The sequence below is a fragment of the Geobacillus sp. Manikaran-105 genome (assembly GCF_002809955.1).
Taxonomy (GTDB): Bacteria; Bacillota; Bacilli; order Bacillales; family Anoxybacillaceae; genus Geobacillus; species Geobacillus thermophilus.
In genome coordinates this window covers 29,494-54,127 of sequence record NZ_PIJG01000002.1, presented here as the reverse complement: position 1 = coordinate 54,127, position 24,634 = coordinate 29,494, and the positions used below count along the sequence as shown (strand labels likewise).

19 protein-coding genes and 1 other annotated feature are annotated in these 24,634 nt (G+C 54.0%); of the genes, 14 read left to right on the top strand and 5 right to left on the bottom strand.

Features of this window, described 5'->3' with window-relative positions; all coding sequences use genetic code 11:
• Positions 1-12: 12 nt before the first annotated feature.
• Together lon and yihA are read left to right on the top strand one after the other, a co-directional pair.
• Positions 13-2,355 carry an endopeptidase La gene (gene lon, locus CV945_RS01220; protein ID WP_100658959.1) on the top strand — a complete coding sequence of 781 codons (2,343 nt, stop codon included), beginning with the start codon at positions 13-15 and terminating at the stop codon, positions 2,353-2,355.
• Positions 2,352-2,939, top strand: coding sequence for a ribosome biogenesis GTP-binding protein YihA/YsxC (yihA, locus tag CV945_RS01215; protein ID WP_100658958.1), 588 nt, complete (start codon positions 2,352-2,354; stop codon positions 2,937-2,939). Before lon ends, yihA begins: the two co-directional genes overlap by 4 nt.
• Before the next feature lie 226 nt (positions 2,940-3,165).
• Here yihA and CV945_RS01210 read toward each other — a convergent pair whose 3' ends face one another.
• Positions 3,166-3,651 carry a LiaI-LiaF-like domain-containing protein gene (locus CV945_RS01210; protein ID WP_033010625.1) on the bottom strand — a complete coding sequence of 162 codons (486 nt, stop codon included), beginning with the start codon at positions 3,649-3,651 and terminating at the stop codon, positions 3,166-3,168.
• 165 nt (positions 3,652-3,816) lie between these two features.
• On the opposite strand from CV945_RS01210, the gene hemA reads away from it, so the two are divergent.
• The 8 genes from hemA to ysxE all read left to right on the top strand — a co-directional run bounded on the left by hemA (position 3,817) and on the right by ysxE (position 12,238).
• Positions 3,817-5,175 (top strand): glutamyl-tRNA reductase, encoded by a 1,359-nt coding sequence (gene hemA, locus CV945_RS01205; protein WP_033010624.1) that lies wholly within the window; start codon positions 3,817-3,819, stop codon positions 5,173-5,175.
• A gap of 13 nt (positions 5,176-5,188) precedes the next feature.
• Positions 5,189-6,004: a cytochrome c biogenesis protein gene (gene ccsA, locus CV945_RS01200; RefSeq protein WP_100658957.1), complete on the top strand. Its 816-nt coding sequence runs from the start codon at positions 5,189-5,191 to the stop codon at positions 6,002-6,004.
• Positions 6,005-6,019: 15 nt separating this feature from the next.
• Positions 6,020-6,955, top strand: coding sequence for a hydroxymethylbilane synthase (hemC, locus tag CV945_RS01195; RefSeq protein WP_063330743.1), 936 nt, complete (start codon positions 6,020-6,022; stop codon positions 6,953-6,955).
• Positions 6,948-7,718, top strand: a complete 771-nt coding sequence (locus tag CV945_RS01190; protein ID WP_033010616.1) for a uroporphyrinogen-III synthase — start codon at positions 6,948-6,950, stop codon at positions 7,716-7,718. Before hemC ends, CV945_RS01190 begins: the two co-directional genes overlap by 8 nt.
• Position 7,719: 1 nt before the next feature.
• A complete protein-coding gene (gene hemB / locus CV945_RS01185) occupies positions 7,720-8,694 on the top strand; it encodes a porphobilinogen synthase (RefSeq protein WP_100658956.1) in 975 nt (324 codons plus the stop codon).
• Positions 8,695-8,711: 17 nt separating this feature from the next.
• Positions 8,712-10,004 (top strand): glutamate-1-semialdehyde 2,1-aminomutase, encoded by a 1,293-nt coding sequence (gene hemL, locus CV945_RS01180; RefSeq protein WP_033010614.1) that lies wholly within the window; start codon positions 8,712-8,714, stop codon positions 10,002-10,004.
• A gap of 121 nt (positions 10,005-10,125) precedes the next feature.
• The gene (gene spoVID, locus CV945_RS01175) at positions 10,126-11,163 is read left to right on the top strand and encodes a stage VI sporulation protein D (protein WP_100658955.1); all 1,038 of its coding nucleotides are present in this window, start codon (positions 10,126-10,128) and stop codon (positions 11,161-11,163) included.
• Positions 11,164-11,206: 43 nt separating this feature from the next.
• Positions 11,207-12,238 (top strand): spore coat protein YsxE, encoded by a 1,032-nt coding sequence (gene ysxE / locus CV945_RS01170; RefSeq protein ID WP_033010610.1) that lies wholly within the window; start codon positions 11,207-11,209, stop codon positions 12,236-12,238.
• On the opposite strand, the gene CV945_RS01165 is transcribed toward ysxE, so the two are convergent.
• The gene (locus CV945_RS01165; RefSeq protein WP_020960766.1) at positions 12,235-12,423 is read right to left on the bottom strand and encodes a hypothetical protein; all 189 of its coding nucleotides are present in this window, start codon (positions 12,421-12,423) and stop codon (positions 12,235-12,237) included. The two genes, ysxE and CV945_RS01165, sit on opposite strands and share 4 nt — an antisense overlap.
• A 139-nt stretch (positions 12,424-12,562) precedes the next feature.
• Positions 12,563-12,892: a binding site (T-box leader), on the top strand.
• Between the two features lie 100 nt (positions 12,893-12,992).
• On the opposite strand from CV945_RS01165, the gene CV945_RS01160 reads away from it, so the two are divergent.
• From CV945_RS01160 to CV945_RS01150, 3 genes are all read left to right on the top strand, one after another.
• Positions 12,993-15,635: a valine--tRNA ligase gene (locus CV945_RS01160; protein WP_100658954.1), complete on the top strand. Its 2,643-nt coding sequence runs from the start codon at positions 12,993-12,995 to the stop codon at positions 15,633-15,635.
• A gap of 183 nt (positions 15,636-15,818) precedes the next feature.
• Positions 15,819-17,168 (top strand): bifunctional folylpolyglutamate synthase/dihydrofolate synthase, encoded by a 1,350-nt coding sequence (locus CV945_RS01155; protein ID WP_100658953.1) that lies wholly within the window; start codon positions 15,819-15,821, stop codon positions 17,166-17,168.
• A 29-nt stretch (positions 17,169-17,197) separates the two neighbouring features.
• Entirely contained in the window at positions 17,198-20,074 is a 2,877-nt protein-coding gene (locus CV945_RS01150) for a VWA domain-containing protein (protein WP_100658952.1), read from the top strand.
• 66 nt (positions 20,075-20,140) lie between these two features.
• Here the strand turns inward: CV945_RS01150 and CV945_RS01145 are convergent, their stop codons facing one another.
• The 3 genes from CV945_RS01145 to CV945_RS01135 are packed head-to-tail and all read right to left on the bottom strand — an operon-like array spanning position 20,141 to position 23,060.
• A complete protein-coding gene (locus tag CV945_RS01145; RefSeq protein WP_100658951.1) occupies positions 20,141-21,862 on the bottom strand; it encodes a hypothetical protein in 1,722 nt (573 codons plus the stop codon).
• A 12-nt stretch (positions 21,863-21,874) separates the two neighbouring features.
• Entirely contained in the window at positions 21,875-22,444 is a 570-nt protein-coding gene (locus CV945_RS01140) for a PilW family protein (RefSeq protein WP_011232110.1), read from the bottom strand.
• Positions 22,428-23,060 (bottom strand): type IV pilus modification PilV family protein, encoded by a 633-nt coding sequence (locus CV945_RS01135; protein WP_061580781.1) that lies wholly within the window; start codon positions 23,058-23,060, stop codon positions 22,428-22,430. The genes CV945_RS01140 and CV945_RS01135 overlap by 17 nt, the downstream gene beginning before the upstream one ends.
• A 115-nt stretch (positions 23,061-23,175) precedes the next feature.
• On the opposite strand from CV945_RS01135, the gene CV945_RS01130 reads away from it, so the two are divergent.
• Entirely contained in the window at positions 23,176-24,627 is a 1,452-nt protein-coding gene (locus CV945_RS01130; protein WP_025038971.1) for a hypothetical protein, read from the top strand.
• Positions 24,628-24,634: the final 7 nt, after the last annotated feature.

Genomic DNA, 24,634 nt, shown 5'->3' with positions numbered 1-24,634 from the left:
TAGAAGCGAGAGATGGAGGTGTTCGGCGTGAACGGAAAGAAAAAGGAGACGGTCGTTCCGCTTTTGCCGCTGCGGGGGCTGCTCGTGTTTCCGACGATGGTGCTCCATTTGGACGTCGGGCGCGAGAAATCGGTCAAAGCGCTCGAACAGGCGATGGTGGAGGATCATATGATTTTGCTGACGTCGCAAAAAGATGTCGCCGTCGACGATCCAGACATGGACGACTTGTATAAAATGGGGACGATCGCGCGCGTCAAGCAGCTGCTCAAATTGCCGAACGGCACGTTCCGCGTGCTTGTGGAAGGCATCGCGCGGGCGCTTATCACTGAAGTCGTCAGCGAGGAGCCGTATTTTTCGGTCAAGTTTGAGAAGTTTGCCGACCGGTCGGTGAAAGACTTGGAAGATGAGGCGCTCAAGCGGACGATGCTCGAATACTTTGAGCAGTACATAAACTTGTCGAAACGGCTGTCGGCCGATATTTACGCGTCGATCGTCGACATTGACGAGCCGGGGCGCATGGCCGACATCATCGCCTCGCATTTGCCGCTCAAACTCGAGGAAAAGCAGCGCATTTTGGAAACGATCGACGTGAAAGAGCGCCTCAATAAAATCATTCAAATTTTGCACAACGAAAAAGAAGTGCTTCAGCTCGAGAAAAAGATCAGCGCCCGCGTCAAGCAATCGATGGAGCGGACGCAAAAAGAATATTATTTGCGCGAACAAATGAAAGCCATCCAAAAAGAGCTCGGCGAAAAAGAAGGAAAAACGGGCGAAGTGGAAGAGTTGAAAGAAAAAATTGAGGCGGCCGGCATGCCTGAACATGTGAAAGAAACGGCTCTCAAAGAGCTTGACCGGTATGAAAAAATTCCGGCGACCTCAGCGGAAAGCGCGGTCATCCGCAACTACTTGGATTGGCTTCTCGCCTTGCCGTGGTCGAAGGAGACAGAAGACATTCACGATATTAAGCGGGCGGAAGCCATTTTAAATGAGGAACATTACGGACTCGATAAGGTGAAAGAGCGGGTGCTCGAGTTTTTGTCGGTGCAACAGCTGACGAAATCGTTAAAAGGTCCGATTCTTTGCCTTGCCGGACCGCCGGGGGTCGGCAAAACGTCGCTTGCCCGCTCGATCGCCAAAGCGCTCGGCCGTCGCTTTGTCCGCATGTCGCTCGGCGGCGTGCGCGACGAATCGGAAATTCGCGGCCATCGCCGCACATACGTGGGGGCGATGCCGGGCCGCATCATTCAAGGAATGAGAAAGGCGGGCACGATCAACCCGGTTTTTTTGCTCGATGAAATCGATAAAATGTCAAGCGATTTTCGCGGCGATCCGTCGGCCGCTATGCTCGAGGTGCTCGATCCCGAACAAAACCATGCGTTCAGCGACCATTATATTGAAGAGCCGTACGATTTGTCGAAGGTAATGTTTATTGCGACTGCCAACTATTTGGCGGCGATTCCGCAGCCGCTGTTGGATCGGATGGAAGTGATCGAGATTCCGGGCTATACCGAAGTTGAAAAGCTCCATATTGCGAAGCGGCATTTGCTGCCGAAGCAGCTCGATGAGCACGGCTTGAAAAAAGCGGCGCTGCAAGTGCGCGATGATGCGATGCTTGCCATCATCCGCCATTATACGCGCGAAGCTGGAGTGCGGGAGCTGGAGCGACAGTTGGCGGCGATTTGCCGGAAGGCGGCCCGCCTCATTGTCTCCGGTGAGAAAAAACGGGTCGTCATCACAGAAAACAATCTCGAAGAATTTTTAGGAAAACGAAAATACCGCTATGGACAGGCGGAAGCGGAGGACCAGATCGGCGTGGCGACCGGTCTTGCGTACACCGCGTTTGGCGGCGATACGCTCGCCATTGAGGTGTCGCTCGCGAAAGGTAACGGCAAACTTGTGTTGACCGGAAAACTCGGCGATGTGATGAAAGAATCGGCGCAGGCGGCGTTCAGTTATGTTCGATCGCGCGCTGAGGAACTCGGCATCGATCCGAAATTCCATGAAATGTACGATATCCATATCCATGTCCCGGAGGGTGCGGTGCCAAAAGACGGGCCGTCTGCAGGCATTACGATCGCCACCGCACTCATTTCCGCGCTGACGGGCAAGCCGGTGAGCCGCTTTGTTGGCATGACCGGCGAAATTACGCTGCGCGGCCGCGTGCTTCCGATCGGAGGCTTGAAAGAGAAAACGTTAAGCGCCCACCGCGCCGGGCTGAAAACGGTCATTTTGCCAAAAGACAATGAAAAAGATTTAGCGGACATTCCGGAAACGGTGAAGCGCGACTTGCGCTTTGTGCTCGTCTCCCATCTCGATGAGGTGCTGCCGCATGCGCTCGTGGGGTGGAAGCGATGAACGTAACAAAAGCGGAGCTCGTCATCAGCGCTGTCAAGCCGGAGCAATATCCGGACGGCGGGCGGCCGGAAGTGGCGCTCGCCGGCCGCTCAAACGTCGGCAAATCGTCATTTATCAACAAAATGATCAACCGGAAAAACTTGGCACGCACCTCATCGAAGCCGGGCAAAACGCAGACGTTGAACTTTTATTTGATTAACGATTCGTTTTACTTCGTCGACGTGCCCGGCTACGGCTTTGCCCGCGTTTCAAAGCAGGAGCGGCAAAAATGGGGGAAGATGATGGAAACATATTTTACGACGCGCCAGACGCTCCAGGCGACGCTCTTGCTCGTTGACTTGCGCCACCCGCCGACAAAAGACGATGTGATGATGTACGAGTTTTTGAAGCATTATGACATTCCGGTCGTCGTCATCGCCACGAAAGCGGACAAAGTGCCGCGCGGCAAGCAGGCAAAGCATGCGAAAATCGCGCGTGAAACGCTGAACATAGCAGACGGCGACCCGCTCATTTTGTTCTCCGCCGAGACCGGACAAGGAAAAGAGGAAGCATGGGCAGCGATCATGCCGTTTTTAGCTGGATGATGGAAAAAAGGCGTCCCGTTTTTTGGAGCGGGACGCCTTTTTAGAAGGCTGATGACGGAGGGGAGACACGGTCTCCCCAAACGGTTTTTTCGGGTTGAACCGCTTGGCGGCGCTATAGCGTCATTTTCGTGCGATGTTGACAAATTCAGCGAGTCTATTGTTCTTCACCAGCCTTTTCCGCCCGCGGGCTGGCCGTTCTGTTGGCGGAAACCGCTTTTTCGCCTGCTTACTTCCGTTTGGCCCATAGCACATACACTCCAACGGCGATCAGCCCGAGCGGCCAAAATGTCCAGACTGAAGAAAGCCCGGTCTGCAACAGTTGAAAGAGCGGCTGGCCGCGGCCGGAAAACGTCAGTACAACGGCGAGAAAGAAAAAAAAGACGCCAAAGCCGGCCCCGCCTTTTTGCTTGCGGCTGCTGGCCAAAAAGGCAAGCGCCGTAATGAAAAAAAACACGTTCATCCCGTGCGGCCAGGACGGAAACGCCTCAACGAGCAGCAGTTCGACGCCGAAGCCGAGCAAAAGGAAGCCAGGGAAGACATACTGGTATTCGCGCGCGGAATACGCTTGGCCGAGCAGGGCGGCGCCGCAAATGGCAAGCAAAGCCGGCCAGCCTTGAAAAAGGCGCAAAAACGGGATTGACAGCTGCCCGGCGAGGAAATACAGCCCAAGGCCGATGAACAGAATGCCGGAGAAAGCGGCTTTTTGTTTCATAGTCATATGTCCCCCGTTTCCCATATAGACATGTTTATGGTAGAATGGTCACTGTATACAGTTTATCATAGCTTTCGACGGATGTTCACAATTTTTTCAAACTGGAATGACTGACAGCCATGATATAATAGTAGAAGGGATTTGGCTAAAAGGGGGGATGGCATTGTGCAAGTCATCGTTGTCGGCGTGAATTACAAAACCGCCCCTGTAGAAATTCGTGAAAAGCTGGCGTTTGGCGAGGCAGAGCTTGGAGAGGCGATGCGACGGCTCGCCAAGCAAAAAAGTGTGCTCGAAAACGTCATCGTGTCGACATGCAACCGGACGGAAATTTACGCGGTCGTCGATCAACCGCATACCGGCCGTTACTATATTAAAGCGTTTTTGGCTGAATGGTTTGGCCTTGAGGCGGAAGCGATCGCTCCGTATTTGCTTGTCTTTGAAGGGGAGGCGGCCGTTGGCCATTTGTTCCGCGTCGCCGCCGGCTTAGATTCGATGGTGCTCGGGGAAACGCAAATTTTAGGACAAGTGAAAGACAGCTATTTGCTCGCCCAAGAGATTGGGACGACTGGCACGATTTTCAACCATCTGTTTAAACAGGCGGTGACGTTCGCCAAGCGCGCCCATTCAGAAACAGGCATCGGGGCGCATGCGGTATCGGTCAGCTATGCAGCCGTTGAGCTGGCAAAGAAAATTTTCGGTCGTCTGGCGGATAAGCATGTGTTGATCATCGGCGCCGGCAAAATGGGTGCGTTGGCGGCGCAAAACTTGTATGGCAGCGGCGTTGGCAAAGTCACAGTCGTCAACCGGACGCTCGAAAAAGCGAAGCAGCTCGCCAAGCAGTTCGCCGGCGAAGCAAAGCCGCTCAGTGAGCTGTCGTGTGCGCTTCTGGAAGCTGATATCGTCATCAGCTCGACTGGATCAAAAGGCTATATATTGACGAAGGAAATGGTGGCGCCGCTTGAGAAAATGCGCAAAGGCCGTCCGCTTTTTATGGTTGATATTGCGGTGCCGCGCGATTTGGATCCGGCGTTGGCCGAGTTGGAGACGGTCTTTTTGTACGATATTGACGATTTGCAAGATGTGGTGGCCGCCAATTTGGCCGAGCGGCAAAAGGCAGCGGCCCGCATTGAAACGATGATGGAGGCCGAACTCGTTGCGTTCAGCCAATGGCTGCAGACGCTCGGAGTCGTGCCGGTTATTGCGGCGCTGCGTGAAAAAGCGCTCGCCATTCAGGCGGAAACGATGAAAAGTTTGGAGCGGAAATTGCCGCACTTGTCGGAGCGCGACCGGAAAGTGTTGAACAAGCATACGAAAAGCATCATTAACCAGCTGCTCCGCGACCCGATTTTGCAGGCGAAAGAGCTTGCCGCCGGCCCGAATGCCGGGGAAGCACTCGAGCTGTTTATGAAAATTTTTAATATCGAAGATGCGGTGAAAGCGCAGCAGCAAGGGATGAAACGGGAAGAAACCGTGCGGAACGACCGGCAGCAAGCGGAAGCGGCCCGCCCATCGTGGCAGCTGTAAGGTGGGATTGGTTGTGGCGCCGTTGTACGAACTGTCGATTTTGCTTTACATTGCGTCCATCCTGCTATACTTCATTGACTTTTTGCAGCAAAACCGGAAGGCGAACGAAACCGCCTTCTGGTTGCTTTCTGTTGTCTGGCTGCTGCAAACGCTGGTGTTCGCCTTTCGTATCATCGAAACGAAGCGCTTTCCGATTTTGACGATGTCGGAAGGGCTTTATTTTTACGCTTGGCTGCTCATCACGCTGTCGCTCGTGATCAATCGGCTGCTGCGCGTTGATTTTATCGTTTTTTTCACGAATGTTCTTGCCTTTTTTATTTTGGCCATTCACACGTTCGTGCCGTCGTCGCAGTCGCCGGCCATCGCCGAACGGCTCGTCTCGGAGCTCTTGATCATCCATATTACGCTCGCGCTCGGAGCATACGCCGCGTTTTCGTTGTCCTTTATTTTTTCGGTGCTGTACATGTTGCAATACAGTTTGCTGAAAAGAAAAAAATGGGGGGCGCGCCTATGGCGGATGGCCGATTTGGCGAAGCTCGATTTTTTGTCGTATGTTTTAAATTTGCTCGGTTTGCCTATGTTGTTACTAGGGCTGATTCTCGGCGTCATCTGGGCGTACATCCAAATTGACCACTTCCATTGGTATGACGCGAAAGTGCTCGGATCGTTTGTCGTTCTTCTTGTTTATGGCATCTACTTTTACAAACGGGTCGTCCGGCAGATGCAAGGAAAGGCGATCGCGTTATGGAACATCGGCTCGTTTTTATTTTTGCTTGTCAACTTTTTCTTGTTTGGCAGTTTGTCAAAATTTCATTTTTGGTATGCGTAACTGGGGAGGAACGAAATGCGGAACATTGTCGTTGGCTCGCGGCGCAGCAAGCTCGCCTTGACCCAGACAAACTGGGTCATCGCCGAATTGAAGCGTCTCGGGGCGCCGTTTACGTTTGAGGTGAAAGAAATCGTCACAAAAGGGGACCGCGTCCTTGATATCACGCTTTCCAAAGTGGGCGGAAAAGGGCTGTTTGTGAAAGAGATCGAGCATGAACTGCTCACCGGCGGCATCGATATGGCGGTTCACAGCATGAAAGACATGCCGGCGGTGCTGCCGGACGGATTGGTGATCGGCTCGGTGCCGCGCCGCGAAGATGCGCGCGACGTGCTCGTGAGCAAGGGAAAGCGGACGCTGTCTGACTTGCCCCCGGGAGCGGTCGTCGGCACGAGCAGTCTGCGCCGTTCGGCGCAGCTGCTTGCCTATCGTCCGGATTTGACGGTCAAGTGGATTCGCGGCAATATTGATACGAGGCTGGCGAAGCTGGAGAACGAAGATTACGACGCGATCGTGCTGGCGGCCGCCGGCCTGGCGCGCATGGGCTGGAGCGATGAGGTGATCAGCGACTACTTGTCGCCGGACATTTGCGTCCCGGCGGTCGGCCAAGGGGCGCTCGCTGTGGAATGCCGTGAAGACGATGAGGAGCTGCGCGAATGGTTACACCGCCTGAACGATGAGCGAACCGAACGGGCGGTGCGGGCGGAGCGCGCCTTTTTGCAGCAAATGGAAGGCGGCTGCCAAGTGCCGATTGCCGGCTATGCGGAAGTGCAAGGGGAAACGGTGCGTCTCACCGCGCTTGTTGCCTCGCCGGATGGCAACGAAATGTACAAAGAAATCGTGGCCGGCGTTGATCCGGAGGCGGTCGGCCGGCAGGCGGCCGCCATGTTGAGCGAGCAAGGGGCGAAGGCGCTCATCGAGCGAGTGAAAAAGGGGTTGGACCATAATGCCTGAGAGCCCGCTTGCCGGCAAAACCGTGCTCGTGACCCGCGGGCAGGAGCAGGCAGCGCCGTTTTCCGCCAAGCTGCGCGCTGCCGGCGCTGTGCCGGTGGAGATTCCGTTCATTGCCATCAGGCCGGCCGCCGCGCCGGAAGACATCGCCGCTGCAGCCGAACGGCTCGATTGTTACCGTTGGCTTATTTTTACAAGTGCCAATGCGGTTCGCTTCTTTTGCCCGCATATCGCTTCGCCGGCGCCCGTGCCGGACATCGCTGTTGTCGGTCGGAAGACGGCGGCGGCGCTTGCTGAGTTCGGCTTTTCGCCTGCGCTCATGCCGGACGATTTCACTGCCGAACAGCTGGCAGCCGCCCTTGCGCCCCGCCTCCGCCATGGAGACCGGGTGTTGTTTGTCAAAGGGGATTTGGCCCGCCCGACGTTGCCTGAAGCGCTAAGGGAAGCGGGGGCGTTGGTCGATGAGCTGACGGTGTACCGCACGGTGCCTGATGCAAGCGGACGTGAGCGGCTGTTGGCGCTGCTATGCGAGCGGAAAATCGATGTGATCACGTTGATGAGCCCTTCGGCCGTCCATAGTCTTGTCCGTCTTCTCGGCAGCAACGCGCCGACTCTTCTTGAAGGCGTCACCATTGCCTGCATCGGGCCGGTGACGAAAAGAGCAGCTGTGCAGGAAGGGATCACCGTACATATTTGTCCAACCGATTATACAACTGATGGTATGATAAAAGCGATGGAACAATATTTTTCAGTGGAGGGACGATAAAATGCCGTTGACATTTGACCGTCACCGCCGCCTGCGGCAAACGGCTGCCTTGCGGGCGATGGTGCGCGAGACGCATCTTCGCGTCGAGGATCTCATTTATCCGCTGTTTGTGGTCGAGGGAAGTGGCATTAAGCGGGAAGTGCCGTCGATGCCAGGGGTTTACCATTTATCGCTTGACCGTTTATCCGAGGAAGTGGACGACATCGCCAAGCTTGGCATTCCCGCCGTCATGGTGTTTGGCGTGCCAAATGAAAAAGATGAAGTCGGTTCGCAGGCGTATTGCGAAACAGGGATTGTGCAGCGGGCGATCCGCCAAATCAAAGCTGAACACAAAGATCTAGTCGTCATTGCGGATACGTGTTTATGTGAATATACGAGCCACGGCCATTGCGGCGTCGTCGAAAACGAGCGCGTGCTGAACGACCCGTCGCTCGAGCTCCTCACCAAAACGGCGGTGAGCCAAGCGCAAGCCGGCGCCGACATCATCGCGCCGTCGAACATGATGGACGGCTTTGTCGCCGCCATTCGCCGTGGGCTTGATGAAGCAGGGTTTGAGTATGTGCCGATCATGTCGTATGCAATCAAATACGCTTCGGCATTTTACGGCCCGTTCCGCGATGCGGCCAACAGCGCGCCGCAGTTTGGCGACCGGAAAACGTATCAAATGGATCCGGCCAACCGCCTTGAGGCGTTTCGCGAAGCGGAGTCGGATGTGAAAGAAGGCGCCGATTTCTTGATGGTCAAGCCGGCGCTTGCCTACATGGACATCATCCGCGACATCAAAAACCGCTTTCCGCTGCCGCTTGCCGCTTATAACGTCAGCGGCGAGTATGCGATGGTCAAGGCGGCGGCGCAAAACGGCTGGATTGATGAAAAAGCGGTCGTCATGGAAATGCTGACCGGCATGAAGCGGGCCGGCGCCGATTTGATCATCACGTATTTTGCGAAAGACGTCGCCCGTTGGCTGGCAGAATAAAGAGAGGAGGCGGAACGGTGCGAAGCTATGAACGGTCAAAAGGCGCCTACAGCGAGGCGCTCAAGCTGATGCCGGGCGGGGTGAACAGCCCGGTGCGCGCCTTCAAGTCGGTCGGCATGACGCCGATCTTTATGGCGCGCGGCCAAGGTTCGAAAATTTATGATATTGACGGCAACGAATATATCGACTATGTGTTGTCGTGGGGGCCGCTCATTTTAGGGCATGCCCATCCGCACGTTGTGGAAGCGTTAAAGCGCGTGGCGGAACAAGGGACGAGCTTTGGCGCCCCGACGCTGCTCGAAAATGAGTTGGCCAAACTCGTCATCGAGCGGGTGCCGTCGGTTGAAATCGTGCGCATGGTCAACTCCGGAACGGAGGCGACGATGAGCGCGCTTCGTCTCGCGCGCGGCTACACGAAGCGCAACAAAATTATCAAATTCGAAGGCAGCTACCATGGCCATGGCGATTCGCTGCTCATTAAAGCCGGCTCCGGCGTGGCGACGCTCGGCCTGCCGGACAGCCCGGGCGTGCCGGAGTCGGTCGCCCAGCACACGATCACCGTTCCGTATAACGATTTAGACAGCGTTCGCTACGCGTTTGAGCGGTTTGGCGAAGACATCGCCGCGGTGATCGTCGAACCGGTCGCCGGCAACATGGGTGTCGTGCCGCCGGTGCCTGGTTTTTTGGAAGGGCTGCGGGACGTGACGAAACAGTATGGCGCCCTGCTCATTTTTGACGAGGTCATGACCGGCTTCCGCGTGGACTACCATTGCGCCCAAGGGTATTATGGCGTTGAGCCGGATTTGACGTGTCTCGGCAAAGTGATCGGCGGCGGCCTGCCGGTTGGAGCTTATGGGGGAAAAGCAGAAATTATGGAGCTCGTCGCACCGAGCGGGCCGGTGTACCAAGCAGGCACGCTGTCCGGCAACCCGCTTGCCATGATCGCCGGTTACGAGACGCTTCGCCAGTTGACGCCGGAAACGTATGAAGAGTTCAAGCGCAAAGCGGCGCGCCTTGAAGAAGGGTTGCGCCAGGCCGCCGAAAAATATGACATTCCGCATACGATCAACCGTGCCGGGTCGATGATCGGCTTGTTCTTCACGAACGAACCGGTGGTCAATTACGAAACGGCGAAAACGTCCGACTTGGAGCTGTTTGCCGCTTATTACCGGGAAATGGCGAATGAAGGCATTTTCTTGCCCCCGTCGCAATTTGAAGGGCTGTTTTTGTCGACGGCGCACAGCGATGAGGATATCGAGTACACGATTGCCGCAGCGGAGCGGGTGTTTGCCCGTCTGCGCAAGGAGTGAACCAAATCAGGCTGCTGATCGACGGCAGCCTGATTTTTTTATCATACCGTCTCTTTTTCACTCATACAATGGATAATGTCATAGAATCCATTAGGCGAAGGGACGGAAGGAGGAGGCCCGGTTGGAGCAATCGTATTTGCGGTTTTCATTGGAAGAATCGGTCTGGTTTAAAAACGGACAGGAAGTCGCCGAATTTTTGTCGATTTCTCTTGATCCTGTGATCTCTGTCGACGAGTACGATCAATATATTACGATTCGCGGGGCGCTGGAATTAAACGGAGAGTTTCGTCCGGGGGACGGGGGAGAGGCCACGGAAGCAGACAGTGATGCGTTCGAATTTGCCAGCTACCGCTACATCCAGCATATTTCCGTGCGCGAGGATGGCATTAGCGAGCTGTCGCACCGGTTTCCGATCGATATTACCATTCCGCGAAACCGCATTCGCGACCTTGACGATGTATATGTCACAGTGGAATCGTTTGACTATGATCTTGGCGACAACGGCAGGCTGCTTGTGACCGCCGACATTTCGATCAGCGGCATTAGCGAAGCGCCGCTTGTCGATGACTTGCCTGCTGATGACGAAGAGGAAGAGCTGCTTTTGGCCCCGTTTGAGTCGATCGCCCGCAAGGAGGCAGCCGGCGACGAAGCGTTCATACCCGAGGATCGTCCCGCCGCTGCAGGCGAGGAACTGCCGGCTTCCGCCTTTGAACCGACGGCTGTGCGTCATGAAGAAACGCCGCCTGATGAAGAGGCGGGTGTAAAAGAGCCGTTTTTGCCAATCGAGACGGAAACGAAAGCGGTGAGTGCGGAAGCGGAAGAAGACATGGCGACTTTGCTGCCGCCGACCGAGGCGAAAGTGTCGATCGGCGCCGCGAAAAAAACCGCCGAGGAAGACAAGGAAGAGCAAGCAACGGAAACGAAAAGCGAAAACGCCCTGTATTTAACAAAGCTGTTTGCGAAAAGCGAGGCGGAAGAGTTTACACAAGTCAAAATTTGCATCGTCCAGCAAGGGGACTCGTTGGACAAGATTGCCGAACGATATGATGTCACCGTTTCCCAACTTTTGCGCGCCAACGATTTGGAAAGCCCGGATGATGTGCACGAAGGGCAGCTGTTATATATTCCGGCCATGGCGGGAAGCCGTCCTTTCGCCTGAAAGGAACGCTTTCCGTTTCTTTTGCCGGTGAGGGGGCGTAACGATGGCCATACGGTCTGAAACGTACCGCGCTGTGCTCAGGCAATATGGGCTTCGGCCGCGGCATATCGAGCAGTGGGGCAAAGCGGCTAAAGTATACACCGACAGCGGGCTGTTTGCTTTAAAGCCGCTTGAGAGCGAACAAGAGGCAGCCGCCATTTGGCAGTCGCTCCATTATTATGGCCGCCACTGCCCCCCGCTTTATGGGACGAGGCAGCGGTCGTTGTTTGCAGCGGAGGGAGGGCGCCTTTATTACTTGCAAGCATGGCGTGAAGATGAAGCGGGGTCGAGAGAGACCGCTGTTCGCCCTTTTTTTCGCGAACTCGCCCGCCTTCACCGCATGACGGTCCGCACCGTGCAAGCGAGCGAAGAGGAGATCGACGCCTACCAAAAACAAAAAAAAGACGAATGGCAACGGGCGCGGGCCGTTTGGGAGGAGCGGGTCGAACGGTACGAGACAGCGTGGTACATGTCGCCGTTTCAGCTGCAATGCTGTACGTATTTCCATGAAGTGATGCGCGCGTATTGGTTTGCCGAGGAGCAGCTTGCTGCTTGGGAGGAAGCGGTGAAGGAAACGAAGCAATGGCGAATCGTCTGGGTGCACGGAAAGGCGCGCCTTTCTCATTACGTGGCGCCGTATTGGATCAGCTGGGAGCGGGCGCATTGGAATTCTCCGGTATACGATTTAGTTTCTATTTTTCGCAACCATGTGCGCACAATTTCACCGCTTGAACGGGAATGGTTCGATGGGCTTGCTGAGTATGAAACGGAACTGCCGTTGTCCGCCGCAGAACGGGCGTTTCTCTACAGCCATTTGGCCGAACCGTGTGGGTTTGTCCGCTGCCTCGAACGCTATGAGGCCGTTTCACATAAGGAACGGAACGAGCGTGAGCACGTTGCTGCCCTGCTGCGCTGCTATATGGCTTTTAAAAACATGGAGGCCGTTGTCATGCATCTTGTCCAACGCGATGCTGCGCAGCCGCAGGATGAAACGGCCGGCTCTGAAACGCCAGCGGAAGAGGACGGCAGCGGTTAAATCCATTCCAAGTGGAGCGCCACAGCGAGCAAAACAAAAACAGCCAGCAAAATGACGTCAAATGTCGTCGGCAAAAAAATGGTGCGAATGGCTTGAAAAATGGTGAGCGGGATGATCACTTGGGCGCAGACGGCGCGCACTTGCCTCAGCCAAGGCGGCCATGAATACGGGTTGAATCGCCGCATCGGTGTTCCCTCCTTCCCGGGTTTACTATACAATATGAAACAACAAAATGTTTGTCACCAACCGCCGGCCAATGGAATAAATAAATAAAAACTTGGCAAAGATGATGGACAATGGTAGTATAATAATCGAATCATGACGACAAAAGCGAAGACGGGGAGGAGTACAGCGGTCCGCGCCTGCAGAGAGGGAAATCGGAAGCTGCGAGATTTCCTAGGATGACGGTTGCTGGAAGGTCGCCCTTGAGCTGCTTCTTTGAAAGGCGCTGCTGCCGAGTAGAGGAAGCCGGCATCATGCCGTTATGCCAATGAAGCGCTTAAGCTTCTAGAAGGCCGGTCAACCAAACTGATTGTGGGCTCGCCAGCCGATGTTTCACCGGTGGGTTGGCCGTGTTGCGGTTCTCTTCATCACCAGCCTTCTAGGCTTAAGAAAAAAGGTGGTACCGCGAAAGCAGCTCCTTTCGTCCTTTTTGGATGAAAGGGGCTTTTTTGCTTGCCGGCTGTGCGGCATTGCTTAGTGGGAAGCCGCCGTCGGCCGCATTGTCCATCATGTTGAAGGAGGGAAATGAAACATGGCACAGCACGAAGTGTCGATGCCGCCGAAATACGACCATCGCGCCGTTGAAGCGGGGCGCTACGAATGGTGGCTGAAAGGAAAATTTTTTGAAGCGACCGGTGATCCGAACAAACGACCGTTTACGATCGTCATTCCACCGCCCAACGTCACCGGCAAACTGCATCTGGGGCACGCGTGGGATACGACGCTGCAAGACATCATTACGCGCATGAAGCGGATGCAAGGGTATGACGTTTTGTGGCTTCCGGGAATGGATCACGCCGGCATCGCCACCCAGGCGAAAGTCGAGGAAAAATTGCGCCAGCAAGGGCTGTCGCGCTACGATTTAGGCCGGGAAAAATTTTTAGAAGAAACGTGGAAGTGGAAGGAAGAATACGCCGGCCATATTCGCAGTCAATGGGCGAAGTTAGGGCTTGGGCTTGATTACACGCGCGAGCGGTTTACGCTTGACGAAGGGCTTTCCAAAGCGGTGCGCGAAGTGTTCGTCTCGCTCTACCGGAAAGGGCTCATTTACCGCGGCGAATACATCATCAACTGGGATCCGGTGACGAAAACCGCGTTGTCGGACATTGAGGTTGTTTATAAAGAAGTGAAAGGCGCGCTCTACCATATGCGCTATCCGCTCGCCGACGGCTCCGGCTTCATCGAAGTGGCGACGACCCGTCCGGAGACGATGCTCGGCGATACGGCCGTTGCCGTGCATCCGGATGACGAGCGGTACAAGCACTTGATCGGCAAAACGGTCAAGCTGCCGATCGTCGGCCGTGAAATTCCGATCATTGCCGATGAGTACGTCGACATGGAGTTCGGCTCCGGGGCGGTCAAAATTACGCCGGCGCACGACCCGAACGACTTTGAAATCGGCAACCGCCACAATTTGCCGCGCATTCTTGTCATGAACGAAGACGGCACGATGAATGAAAACGCCATGCAATACCAGGGGCTTGACCGGTTTGAATGCCGGAAGCAAATCGTCCGCGATTTGCAAGAGCAAGGCGTTTTGTTCAAAATCGAAGAGCACGTGCACTCCGTCGGTCATAGCGAGCGGAGCGGCGCGGTCGTTGAGCCGTATTTGTCGACGCAATGGTTCGTGAAAATGAAGCCGCTCGCCGAAGCCGCCATCAAGCTGCAGCAAACGGACGGCAAAGTGCAGTTCGTGCCGGAGCGGTTTGAGAAAACGTATTTGCATTGGCTTGAGAACATCCGCGACTGGTGCATTTCACGCCAGCTTTGGTGGGGGCACCGGATTCCGGCGTGGTACCATAAAGAAACAGGCGAAATTTACGTCGACCATGAACCGCCAGCGGACATTGAAAATTGGGAACAAGACCCGGATGTGCTTGATACATGGTTCAGTTCGGCGCTTTGGCCGTTCTCGACAATGGGATGGCCGGATGTGGAATCGCCGGATTACAAGCGCTACTACCCGACCGATGTGCTTGTCACCGGCTATGACATCATTTTCTTCTGGGTGTCGCGCATGATTTTCCAAGGGCTTGAATTCACCGGAAAGCGTCCGTTCAAAGACGTGCTCATCCACGGCCTCGTCCGCGACGCCCAAGGGCGGAAAATGAGCAAATCGCTCGGCAACGGCGTCGATCCGATGGATGTGATCGATCAGTACGGCGCCGATGCGCTCCGCTATTTCTTGGCGACCGGCAGCTCGCCGGGGCAAGACTTGCGCTTCAGCACCGAAAAAGTCGAAGCGACGTGGAATTTTGCCAACAAAATTTGGAACGCCTCGCGCTTTGCCTTGATGAACATGGGCGGCATGACGTACGAGGAGCTTGATTTGAGCGGCGAAAAAACGGTCGCCGACCATTGGATTTTAACACGTCTCAACGAAACGATCGATACGGTGACGAAGCTCGCTGAGAAATACGAATTCGGCGAAGCGGGGCGTACGCTGTACAACTTTATTTGGGACGACTTGTGCGACTGGTATATCGAAATGGCAAAGCTGCCGCTGTACGGTGATGACGAGGCGGCGAAAAAGACGACGCGTTCGGTGTTGGCGTATGTGCTCGACAACACGATGCGCCTGCTTCACCCGTTCATGCCGTTCATTACCGAGGAAATTTGGCAAAACTTGCCGCATGAAGGCGAATCGATCACCGTCGCTCCGTGGCCGCAAGTGCGCCCTGAGCTGTCGAACGAAGAAGCGGCTGAAGAAATGCGGATGCTCGTCGACATCATCCGCGCCGTCCGCAACGTCCGCGCCGAAGTGAACACGCCGCCGAGCAAGCCGATTGCGCTCTATATTAAGACAAAAGATGAACAAGTGCGGGCGGCGCTCATGAAAAACCGCGCCTATTTGGAGCGGTTCTGCAACCCGAGCGAGCTCTTGATTGATACAAACGTTCCCGCGCCGGACAAAGCGATGACGGCGGTCGTCACCGGCGCCGAGCTCATTTTGCCGCTTGAAGGGTTGATCAACATCGAAGAAGAAATCAAACGGCTCGAAAAAGAGCTCGACAAATGGAACAAAGAAGTCGAACGCGTCGAAAAGAAACTGGCGAACGAAGGCTTTTTGGCGAAAGCGCCGGCCCATGTCGTCGAAGAAGAGCGGCGCAAGCGGCAAGATTACATCGAAAAACGCGAAGCCGTCAAGGCGCGCCTCGCCGAGCTCAAACGGTAGACAAACGATCTGGCGGTTGATTATGATGAAGACGAATCCGCTTGCGGGCGGGTTCGTCTTTTTCGATAGGGATGATGATGCCGAAGGAAAATGCCTTCGACATATACGATCGAGTCTTGGCCCCGATTGCCGCATGAAACCGGAAGCAGGACAAGACAACAACGAACAAGGAGGAGGATGAACATGGTTCGAACTTATGACGAAGCGGTCTCCTGGATTCACGGGCGGCTGCGGCTCGGCATGAAACCGGGATTGAAACGGATGGAATGGATGATGGAACAACTCGGCCACCCGGAACGCCGCGTCCGCGCCGTCCATATCGGGGGAACGAACGGAAAAGGGTCGACCGTCGCCTACCTGCGCTCCATTTTGCAGGCGGCGGGCTATTCGGTCGGCACGTTCACCTCGCCGTATGTCGAGCAGTTTAACGAACGAATCAGCATCAACGGCGAACCGATTTCCGATCAAGAGATCGTCGAGCTCGTGCGAGTCATTCAGCCGCTTGCCGATGAGTTGGAACAAACAGAGTTTGGCGGACCGACCGAGTTTGAAGTGATCACGGCGATGATGCTGTATTATTTTGGAAAACAGAACATTCAAGACATCGTGCTCGTCGAAGTCGGGCTTGGCGGCCGCTTGGACTCAACCAACATCATTTATCCGCTCGTTTCTGTCATTACAAACGTCAGCTACGATCATATGAACATTTTAGGCGATACGCTTGGGCAAATCGCCGCGGAGAAAGCCGGAATCATCAAATCGGGCGTGCCGCTTGTGACGGCGGTGAAGGAACCGGAGGCGTGGGAAGTGATCGCCAAAACGGCGGCGGAGCGGAAGGCGAAAACATATCGTCTCGGCGTCGATTTCACCGTTTCCGACCGGCAGGCGACGGTGGAAGGGGAGCAGTTTTCGCTTGTCACGCCGTTTGCCGAATATCGCGATTTGCGCATTCAAATGCCCGGCGCCCATCAAGTCGAAAACGCGGCGGTGGCGGTGATGGCGGCAGAGTTGTTGCGCCTTGGCTATTCGTTTTTGATCGATCCGGAGCATATCGCCGATGGGCTGGCCACTGCTGCTTGGCCCGGCCGGTTTGAGCGGGTGAGCGGCAAACCGCTCATCATTCTCGACGGCGCCCATAACGAAGCCGGCATTCGCGCCCTTGTCGAGACGGTGCGCGCTCATTATCCCGACAAGCGCGTCCATGTCTTGTTCGCCGCGCTGACAGACAAGCCGCTTGAACGAATGATCCGGCCGCTTGACGAGCTGGCTGAGACGATCACGTTTACGACGTTTGATTTTCCGCGCGCGGCGGCGGCGGAACAGTTGTATGCTCTTTCATCCCATCGGCATAAGGCGACTGTTCATCGTTGGAAGAAGTGGATCGGTGAGCAGAAAACACGTTTGTCCGCTCAAGAAATGTTGCTGATTACGGGGTCTTTATACTTTATTTCCGAAGTGAAAAAAAGCTTGTGTAAGAAAAATTTGCTATCAACAACGTCTATGAAATGGTATAATGAAGATAAAGAAAAATAGGTAATTTGTCATGAAACGGGGAGAGGAACATGAGGAAAAGGAGGTTTTTCCAAGCTCTTACAGCGTTGATCTGGGCATTTTTGCTCATGTTTTGCACAGGTGGGAAGGAGGTTGCCGTTCAAGCCGCTTCTTCCTCTCTGCCATCGCTTCAATTGCAGTTTTCTTCGTCACAATCAGAGTACGCCAAGCCGCCAAACGGCGATGCCCAAGGCCGGCTCGATGTGACGCTCGTTCCACAAGGGGCTGTTTCAGGAATCATCCGCCCGCCGATCGATGTCGTGTTTGTCATGGACGTGTCGGGGTCGATGACGGCAATGAAGCTGCAAAGCGCCAAATCCGCTCTGCAAGCGGCGGTCAACTACTTTAAGTCCAATTACAACCAAAATGACCGCTTTGCTCTTATTCCGTTTTCCGATGGAGTGCGGGAAGCAAGTGTGGTTCCGTTTGGGAAGTACTCGAATGTTGCAAGTCAGCTTGATGCCATTCTCAATACCGGCAACAGCTTGACCGCCGGCGGCGGAACGAACTATTCGGCTGCTTTGTCTCTTGCTAAATCGTATTTCACGGACCCAACGAGGAAAAAGTATATCATTTTCTTAACCGATGGCATGCCGACGGTGTTGAATACAGTCGATACGATTACGTATCGGGAGGTCAAGCAGAATTTTTGGGGTGGATATTCCTATACAAGGAATAGAGTAACCGATTCTCTTTCGGTCACATACGAATTGTACAGCGATGGACGGACTGCCGGTATCCGTTTTACCGACAACAAAGGATATTCTCGCCAATTTTACAGCGACGGGCAAGATTATGTCAATGGATGGTGGGTGTCTTGGGATAACGGCTATTCGTTCACTTACAGCAGCATCGAAGGGAAAATCCGAGCCGATGCCACAGCGGTGGCGAAAATGCTTGGAATGAACAATATTACCCTTTATTCGATCGGTTTTGGCAGCAACACTGAAGTCGATATGAGCTTTTTGCAGACGCTGTCCGCGACTGCTGGCGGCGAGGCACGGCAAGGAACGATGCAAAATTTGACCGCTTTGTTCCAACAGTTTTCCCAGCTTGCCACCACGCCAGCGATCACAGGAACGATCCGCATCCCGCTTTCGTCGTTTGGCGGCAATGTCGCCGTTGCGGAAAACGGCCAAGTATGGCTGGATGAAAACAAGCAAAACGCGTATATTTCGTTTTCCATCCCATACCAAGTTGGTCAAGGCACTCCGGCGCCGGTGACGATTCCGATTCCCGTGTCATTTAAAGCAAAAGGGATATATACGTTCAATGCTGAACTGACGTATCGGGATGTGTATGGCCAACCACAGCCGGTTGTGACGAAAACGGTGACCGTCACGGTCAAAGACGAAGCGCCGCCGTCGTTTACTGGAACGGTGAAGCTGCAAGGGCTGACCAATGATGTCACAAGCTTAATCAAACGGGGGGCAACCGATGGCGACGACAACCGCTTCCGTGCCACGTATTCGTTGTCGCTTGTCGGGTATGTCGGCAATGCGACCGGGACGATCAGCAATGTGAGCATTGTCCAAGAACTGCCCGATGGCATCTCCGTTGTTCCCGATGGCAAAGTCACAACCTATGTGGAGAATGGCAAGCGTTATGCCAAATGGTCTTTCACCAATCAAACGTTCGACTACAGCCAGCTCAACAAACTGACGCTCTCGGCGCAATGGGTGATGCAGGCTGATTTTGCCATGAACAGTGTTCAATTGCCGCCAGCTTTGGTGACATTCACCGACAGCCGTTATGGTACCAAAACATCGACGCTCGTTCCGCCGGCGGAACGGATCGGCATGACAGTTCGCTTGGATGATTTTCCGAACGTTTACTATGAAGGGAATGGAATGGGGACTATTACCAAACACAAATTTTCTGCTTTATCAGACGACATCGTCGGGCGGGCGGATCCTAATGCAAATGGATTATTGCCGTTGCCTGTCAAAGCGCTGCAATATGACCCAAATGATGACGGCGTGCTGCTTGTCACGTACAGCAATGGCCGGACGGTGCGCGTCGCCTTGAAACCGCAGCTGTCGATCATAACGGAAAGCGGTGTGGCGGAAAGCGGCGCTGTGATCACGGAAGCGCCGACTGTCAAAATGGTGGGGCTTGTCGCTGGCGAAGGGGTGAAGTACGAGTACCAAGTCGTACGAAATGGCGTGGTTTCAGACTGGCAGCCGCTCGCTTCGCCGTATATGATTTCCATTTCCGATGACGGTGAGTATACTGTCGCGGTGCGTTCGGCTGGGGGGCTGACGCGCGGTGACGGAACGACGAAGGTAGCGTTCCGTTATAAGAAATTAATCCGCCGCTTAGTGCTTGGCGATTACGACCCGACGATGAATGTCGGAGATACGCAGAAGATTTCAGTGACGATCGTTCCGAGCGATGCGACGAACAAAACGCTTGCGTGGACATCAAGCGACCCGAGTGTCGCATCCGTAGATCAAAACGGCATGGTGACAGCGCGAAAGCCTGGAACGGTGACGATCACCGTCCGCGCGACTGACGGCAGCAACGTGCAAGAGTCGGCGACGATTACGGTCATTGTGCCGCTCGAACGGATGGCGTTCCGCAATCCAATTCTATACATGAATGTCGGCGATCCACTACTCGAAGTGGCGCCAGAACTCCATTTCATTCCGGAAAATGCAACGGACAACAAGGCGCTTCGCTCTGTTGTAACGTCTGACGATCGGTTTGTCAAAGTGGTTCAAGAAAACGGGAAATGGTATTTGCAAGCGGTTGATGTCGGATATGCCATCATCACGGCGACAGCCGAGGTGAAAGCGCTGGATGGCCGGGATATTCAAGCTGAGGCGACCGTCATTGTCCGATCGCCTTCCACCAACCAAAATGGCGGGAACGGCGGCAAATGGTAGCCATGAATAAAGCGCGGCCTCCCTTTCGGGAGCGCCGCTTTCCGTTTTGAATCAAAAATGCCTCCTTCATTCTACTTCCAATCGGTCGACCACGAGCGAAATGCGATTGACAAAAGGAAGTCCTGTCCCTTGTTCAACAAGCATTTCAGGACGATAGCGGATGACGAGGCGTGAGGATAACGGATCACTTCCTGGCGTAAACCGGTCCGGTTCTCCGTTTTCCCCATTGACTTGACCGCGGAATGCGTTGACGACAAGCCCATTGATGTCTGTGTCTGGAGCTGTTGCTCTGTTTCCGTGGGCGAACAGCCCGCCTTCGATATACAAGTAGGATCCAACGGCATAAATCGTGGCGCTGCTGTCTGTGTAAAAGTATCCTTTCAAATTCGGTGTCGGAATGGTTGGGTTATTGAATTCATTAATACGGGAAATATCGAGCGGACCTTTCGACAGCAACACAACACCTTTGTTGTTTAGCGCCCGTTCGATCCGGCTTTGGTAAATTTTCGTGCTCCCGGTGACGTAGATGCTTGCGTCAAGCCGCAAGTTGCCTGTCAAAGTTAAATCACCGAGGACGATAAAATTTCCGCGTACGCTGACAAATGTACTGGGATTTGTCGGCCCATCAAGGCGAAGATCGCCGTTGACAATGAGCCATTGGTTGACTCCGCTGTTCTGAATATCGACATCTCCTCTCAAAACGCTGTTTCCATCGAGGTAGAGCGGTTTGGTTTTGGACTGCTCTTTGATCACTTCTTCAAGCGTTTTACGTGGATCGTTTGGATCCGGTTGATTCGATTGGATCGAGGTCCATTGATTGGACAACTCTGCCACTAACGTGTGAAGTTGGCTATTTTTGTCCCCGGCTTCTTGAATGGATTCCATTCGCTCAATGTAATCGGATGACGGGGGCAAAATTCCCGATGCTTGCAACAGTTTGTCGGCCACAGTAAGGTCAAAATCGACATCGATAAAATCTTCGTTTTCTTGCCTGATGGTTGGCGCCGGTTCTGGCACATCCGTCGACCAACGAGGCGCCCAATTGGTCTTCATGCGAAAACGGCCTTGTGATGCTTCCCAGCAACCGGTCGTTTGCCCGCATGCATTCAATTGTCCGTCGTTTGTATACCAAATCGAGGAAGAGGATAAAAGCGGCATGCCGGCGTTAGACGAATTGACGGTCAGCTGTCCGTTTGCCTTCACATAGTTGGTCGCGTTGCTGGCATAGGCGTTTTGCCCTGTGTATACATTCCCGTTTTCGACATAAACCCCGCCGTTGAGGACCACTGTTTCCTTTGAGCCAAGCGCATATTTCAAAAAGCTTGGCGTATTGGTCACAAAGACGAGCCGCTTGACGGTTCGCGTCCGATGGCCGTCATTGAACGTTTTCGTTAAACGAAGGGCGCGAAGAAACACTTGGTTTTTGGGAATATCATATTGCTCGCTTTCATCTTCCATGATCACCCCGTAGCGGTCGCGCAGGCGGCCGGCGATCGTGTCTTCTCCAGGAGACGAGCTGCCAAGCCCGAGAAACTGATCCCATTGGTCAGGCGCAAAAATACGATGGCGGACCAAAAAATTTGGATCCGATAACTCTGCTTTCAGATCGGCGACTGCCTCGTTGACATCCGTCTTCGCCTCATGCAGCGATTGTACGTCATCCACGCGCACGGTGGTGAATTGGGCGTGCTCGACGGCGGTGGTGACAATGGTTAGACCTAGCAATAAAAAGACGGTGATGACCAACAATGTTGTAATCAAACTATATCCTCGCTGATCTCGGCGCATAGGGCCTCCCCCCTAAAAACCGAATTCCGTCTGTAAAGTGAAAGGTTTTATCGAAAGCATCCCGTTGTTATTCCCATCTTTGATCGTTAAGATGATGGTGATCACCCCACTTCGGCAAATTTCTCCGTCTCTGCGCGCGCAACGGAACGAAAAGGAGGAAGAATCGTCCAGCAAAAGGCGTGTGGATGTAATCGCTTCCCCGTCCATCATCAGTTTTCCGTCTTTAATCGAAATGATTTGATGGACCGATTGCGCCGCGGTTTCGCGGGAAACAAGACCGACTTGGTTGTTCGTTTTGAATTGCTCGTTTTTGACAAACGACAGTTGACTAAGCGTTTTGTTTTCTTGGCTCCGATCGGCTTCAAGGCCGTCCGGCGAGAACATGTATAAGGCATTCATGATGCGTGCCACCGCGTAATCCGCCTCGCTCCGTAATTCACTTTCAATGCCGATGTGCTGATAAACGCGAATGCCCGCTAGAAAAACAGTATAGATGGCGCCAATGATCAACATGGAAATGGAAATGGCGGCCAACAGCTCGACAAGCGTCATCCCATCTTGGGTGTTAACGGATCGTCTCATCGGTCACCACTCCTTCCACCCATGTGATGTCGCCGTTTCGTTCTCCCCAACGGACAACGGCGTACAGTTTCGCCATGTAGGTGCCGGCTTCGGAGGAGATCATGTTGTTTCGTTCACGACGGATCTCTTCTTTGAGCCGCTCCGGCAATGACGCAAATTCAGAGGAGGTGAGGAATCCGTCCCATCCTTTTTGATCGCAGCGGATGATGTACACCGTTGTTTCGTATTGAACATCATTGATTGTTGGGGCGAGCTGGGCGGTGCATGATTGTTGAGAGCTTATCGTTTCGCCCTGATTTCCGCTTGGAAACAATAAAGAGGACAAGGCTTCATGGCTGCAGCTGTTTTTCTCTACTTTAAGAAATGAAAGATTGTTCTCTGTCATGTAATTCGATAAGGAAGAAAAGAGAACATTTTTTTCAAAGTACGCCATCGTTCCACGCGCCACGTTGATGGCCACCGTTCGTCGTTCGTTATCGGCTGTATACGTCATAGCGTGGGTGAAAAAGGAAAACAAGCCGATCGCCACCGCAGACAACAGCGTGATGGACAACAATGTCTCGATAAGGGTGAACCCTAAAGTGCGTCGGCAGGAAAAAAAATTCTTGTCCGTCATTGATCACAACCTTCTTTCAAAATATGTAACTTTATTATACAATAAGTAAGAGTCGAATGTTGCAGATTTTTAGTATAAAAGAGGTCTTTTGTCATAGAAGAAACGGGGGGGCATGATGAAAGAGGCGCTCATGTATGCCGGTGCTTTTGTCGTGGCGCTGCTGCTGATTTGGCTTCTTCCGCTTGGCTTCAGCCGGCTTGGGGGGCTTACAGCGGTTGTTATGGCGCTGTTGGCTGCGCTTTTGGCCGAATTTGCTAGTTCGATCATTCCGCTTTGGCAGGCCGGGCTTCTTGTTCTTTTGTTGTTGGCGGCTGCATCGTATTTGCTTGACCGCCGATTTGGCGCTGCTCTTTACCGCGCCGGGGCTTCTCGTGAATCAAGTTTTGTAAAAGAAGAAAAAGAGGAGCGGTCGGCGCCGGAATCTTTGGCTTCTGTCCCTGTTTTGCCAAAGGCGCCGTTGCCGTCGATCCAGTTTGATCAAGCGCCGCCCCTTTCTGAACCTAATGAATCATCATCGATAGAGCAGACAGCAGAACGGTCGGAAGAAGTGAACCATTCTCCCGCTGACTTGTTGATGGAGGCAGCGGCAGAAACTGTTCCACCGTGGGAGCAAGCGGAAGAAATCGTTGGAGCGTCCGAACCGCTGCGGCGTGTTTCCGATTGGTTGGATCAGTGGCCGGGCGCTGTGACGCCGGACCTTGAGACAGCGGTGCTTGATGAAGTGTCAAAAGAGAGCGGAAATGAAGGATCGCAAGCCGATGAGCCGGTTCTGAATGCAGCAGAAATCGTTAAGGGTGAGAGCCGCGGCGAGAATGAATGGGATGCATGGATGAGCATGGATGATCGTTTCTCAGAGCGCGTGGAAGGCGGAGAATACGAGTTCTCTTCAACGGACAGCGTCAAACGGGAGCACGGAGGCGTCTTTTTCGAGGCGGCCGTGGCTCCGGATGAGGATGGATTTGCCGGAATCCATGACATCTGGCATCATAAAGAAGGACAACGCGTGGAGGCGGAAAGCTTCGAGGACGATGGCGTGATGTTTGCTGATGGCCTTGAGATTGGACATGATCAAGACAGCGGTGCGGTCGATTGGATGGATCGGCTCGTGGATGATGCCGTTTCGTTGAGATCAGCTGCTGAAGCGATGGTCAGCGAAAAAACAGCGGACGCTTCCGAGCAGCAAGAGGAACAAAAGGCGGATTCCGAAGAGAATCCTCAATATGAAGAATGCGTCGAGGCGGCAGATGAGCCGTTTGCTGAAGAACCAATGCATTTGGTTGCTTCGGAAAAAGCGCAAATGGCGGCAGCGGAATTGATGCTGAGCCGCCGCCGTTTGACGGCCGATGCGTATGAACAATGCCTGCATCAATGTTTGCAAGCCCCGCTTTCCGATCGCGATTACTACGTATTCGCCCGCCTGCTGTTGGAGCATTATGCACTGGAACAAAATGGCCAACAGCTTCGTGCGTGGGTTGACCAGCTCGAGCGACGTTTTTCAAACTATCCAGCTATCGCGGCTGAACTGGCATTCTGGCGGGAAATCGCCGCTACATTAGCAAATGGTTGAGGTGAAG

Excerpts from the sequence above, each read along its gene's own strand:
- lon (WP_100658959.1), top strand. The coding sequence starts at position 13 with ATGGAGGTGTTCGGCGTGAACGGAAAGAAAAAGGAGACGGTCGTTCCG.
- yihA (WP_100658958.1), top strand. The coding sequence starts at position 2,352 with ATGAACGTAACAAAAGCGGAGCTCGTCATCAGCGCTGTCAAGCCGGAG.
- CV945_RS01210 (WP_033010625.1), bottom strand. The coding sequence starts at position 3,651 with ATGAAACAAAAAGCCGCTTTCTCCGGCATTCTGTTCATCGGCCTTGGG.
- hemC (WP_063330743.1), top strand. The coding sequence starts at position 6,020 with ATGCGGAACATTGTCGTTGGCTCGCGGCGCAGCAAGCTCGCCTTGACC.
- CV945_RS01190 (WP_033010616.1), top strand. The coding sequence starts at position 6,948 with ATGCCTGAGAGCCCGCTTGCCGGCAAAACCGTGCTCGTGACCCGCGGG.
- hemB (WP_100658956.1), top strand. The coding sequence starts at position 7,720 with ATGCCGTTGACATTTGACCGTCACCGCCGCCTGCGGCAAACGGCTGCC.
- ysxE (WP_033010610.1), top strand. The coding sequence starts at position 11,207 with ATGGCCATACGGTCTGAAACGTACCGCGCTGTGCTCAGGCAATATGGG.
- CV945_RS01165 (WP_020960766.1), bottom strand. The coding sequence starts at position 12,423 with ATGCGGCGATTCAACCCGTATTCATGGCCGCCTTGGCTGAGGCAAGTG.
- CV945_RS01160 (WP_100658954.1), top strand. The coding sequence starts at position 12,993 with ATGGCACAGCACGAAGTGTCGATGCCGCCGAAATACGACCATCGCGCC.
- CV945_RS01155 (WP_100658953.1), top strand. The coding sequence starts at position 15,819 with ATGGTTCGAACTTATGACGAAGCGGTCTCCTGGATTCACGGGCGGCTG.
- CV945_RS01150 (WP_100658952.1), top strand. The coding sequence starts at position 17,198 with ATGAGGAAAAGGAGGTTTTTCCAAGCTCTTACAGCGTTGATCTGGGCA.
- CV945_RS01145 (WP_100658951.1), bottom strand. The coding sequence starts at position 21,862 with ATGCGCCGAGATCAGCGAGGATATAGTTTGATTACAACATTGTTGGTC.
- CV945_RS01140 (WP_011232110.1), bottom strand. The coding sequence starts at position 22,444 with ATGAGACGATCCGTTAACACCCAAGATGGGATGACGCTTGTCGAGCTG.
- CV945_RS01135 (WP_061580781.1), bottom strand. The coding sequence starts at position 23,060 with ATGACGGACAAGAATTTTTTTTCCTGCCGACGCACTTTAGGGTTCACC.
- CV945_RS01130 (WP_025038971.1), top strand. The coding sequence starts at position 23,176 with ATGAAAGAGGCGCTCATGTATGCCGGTGCTTTTGTCGTGGCGCTGCTG.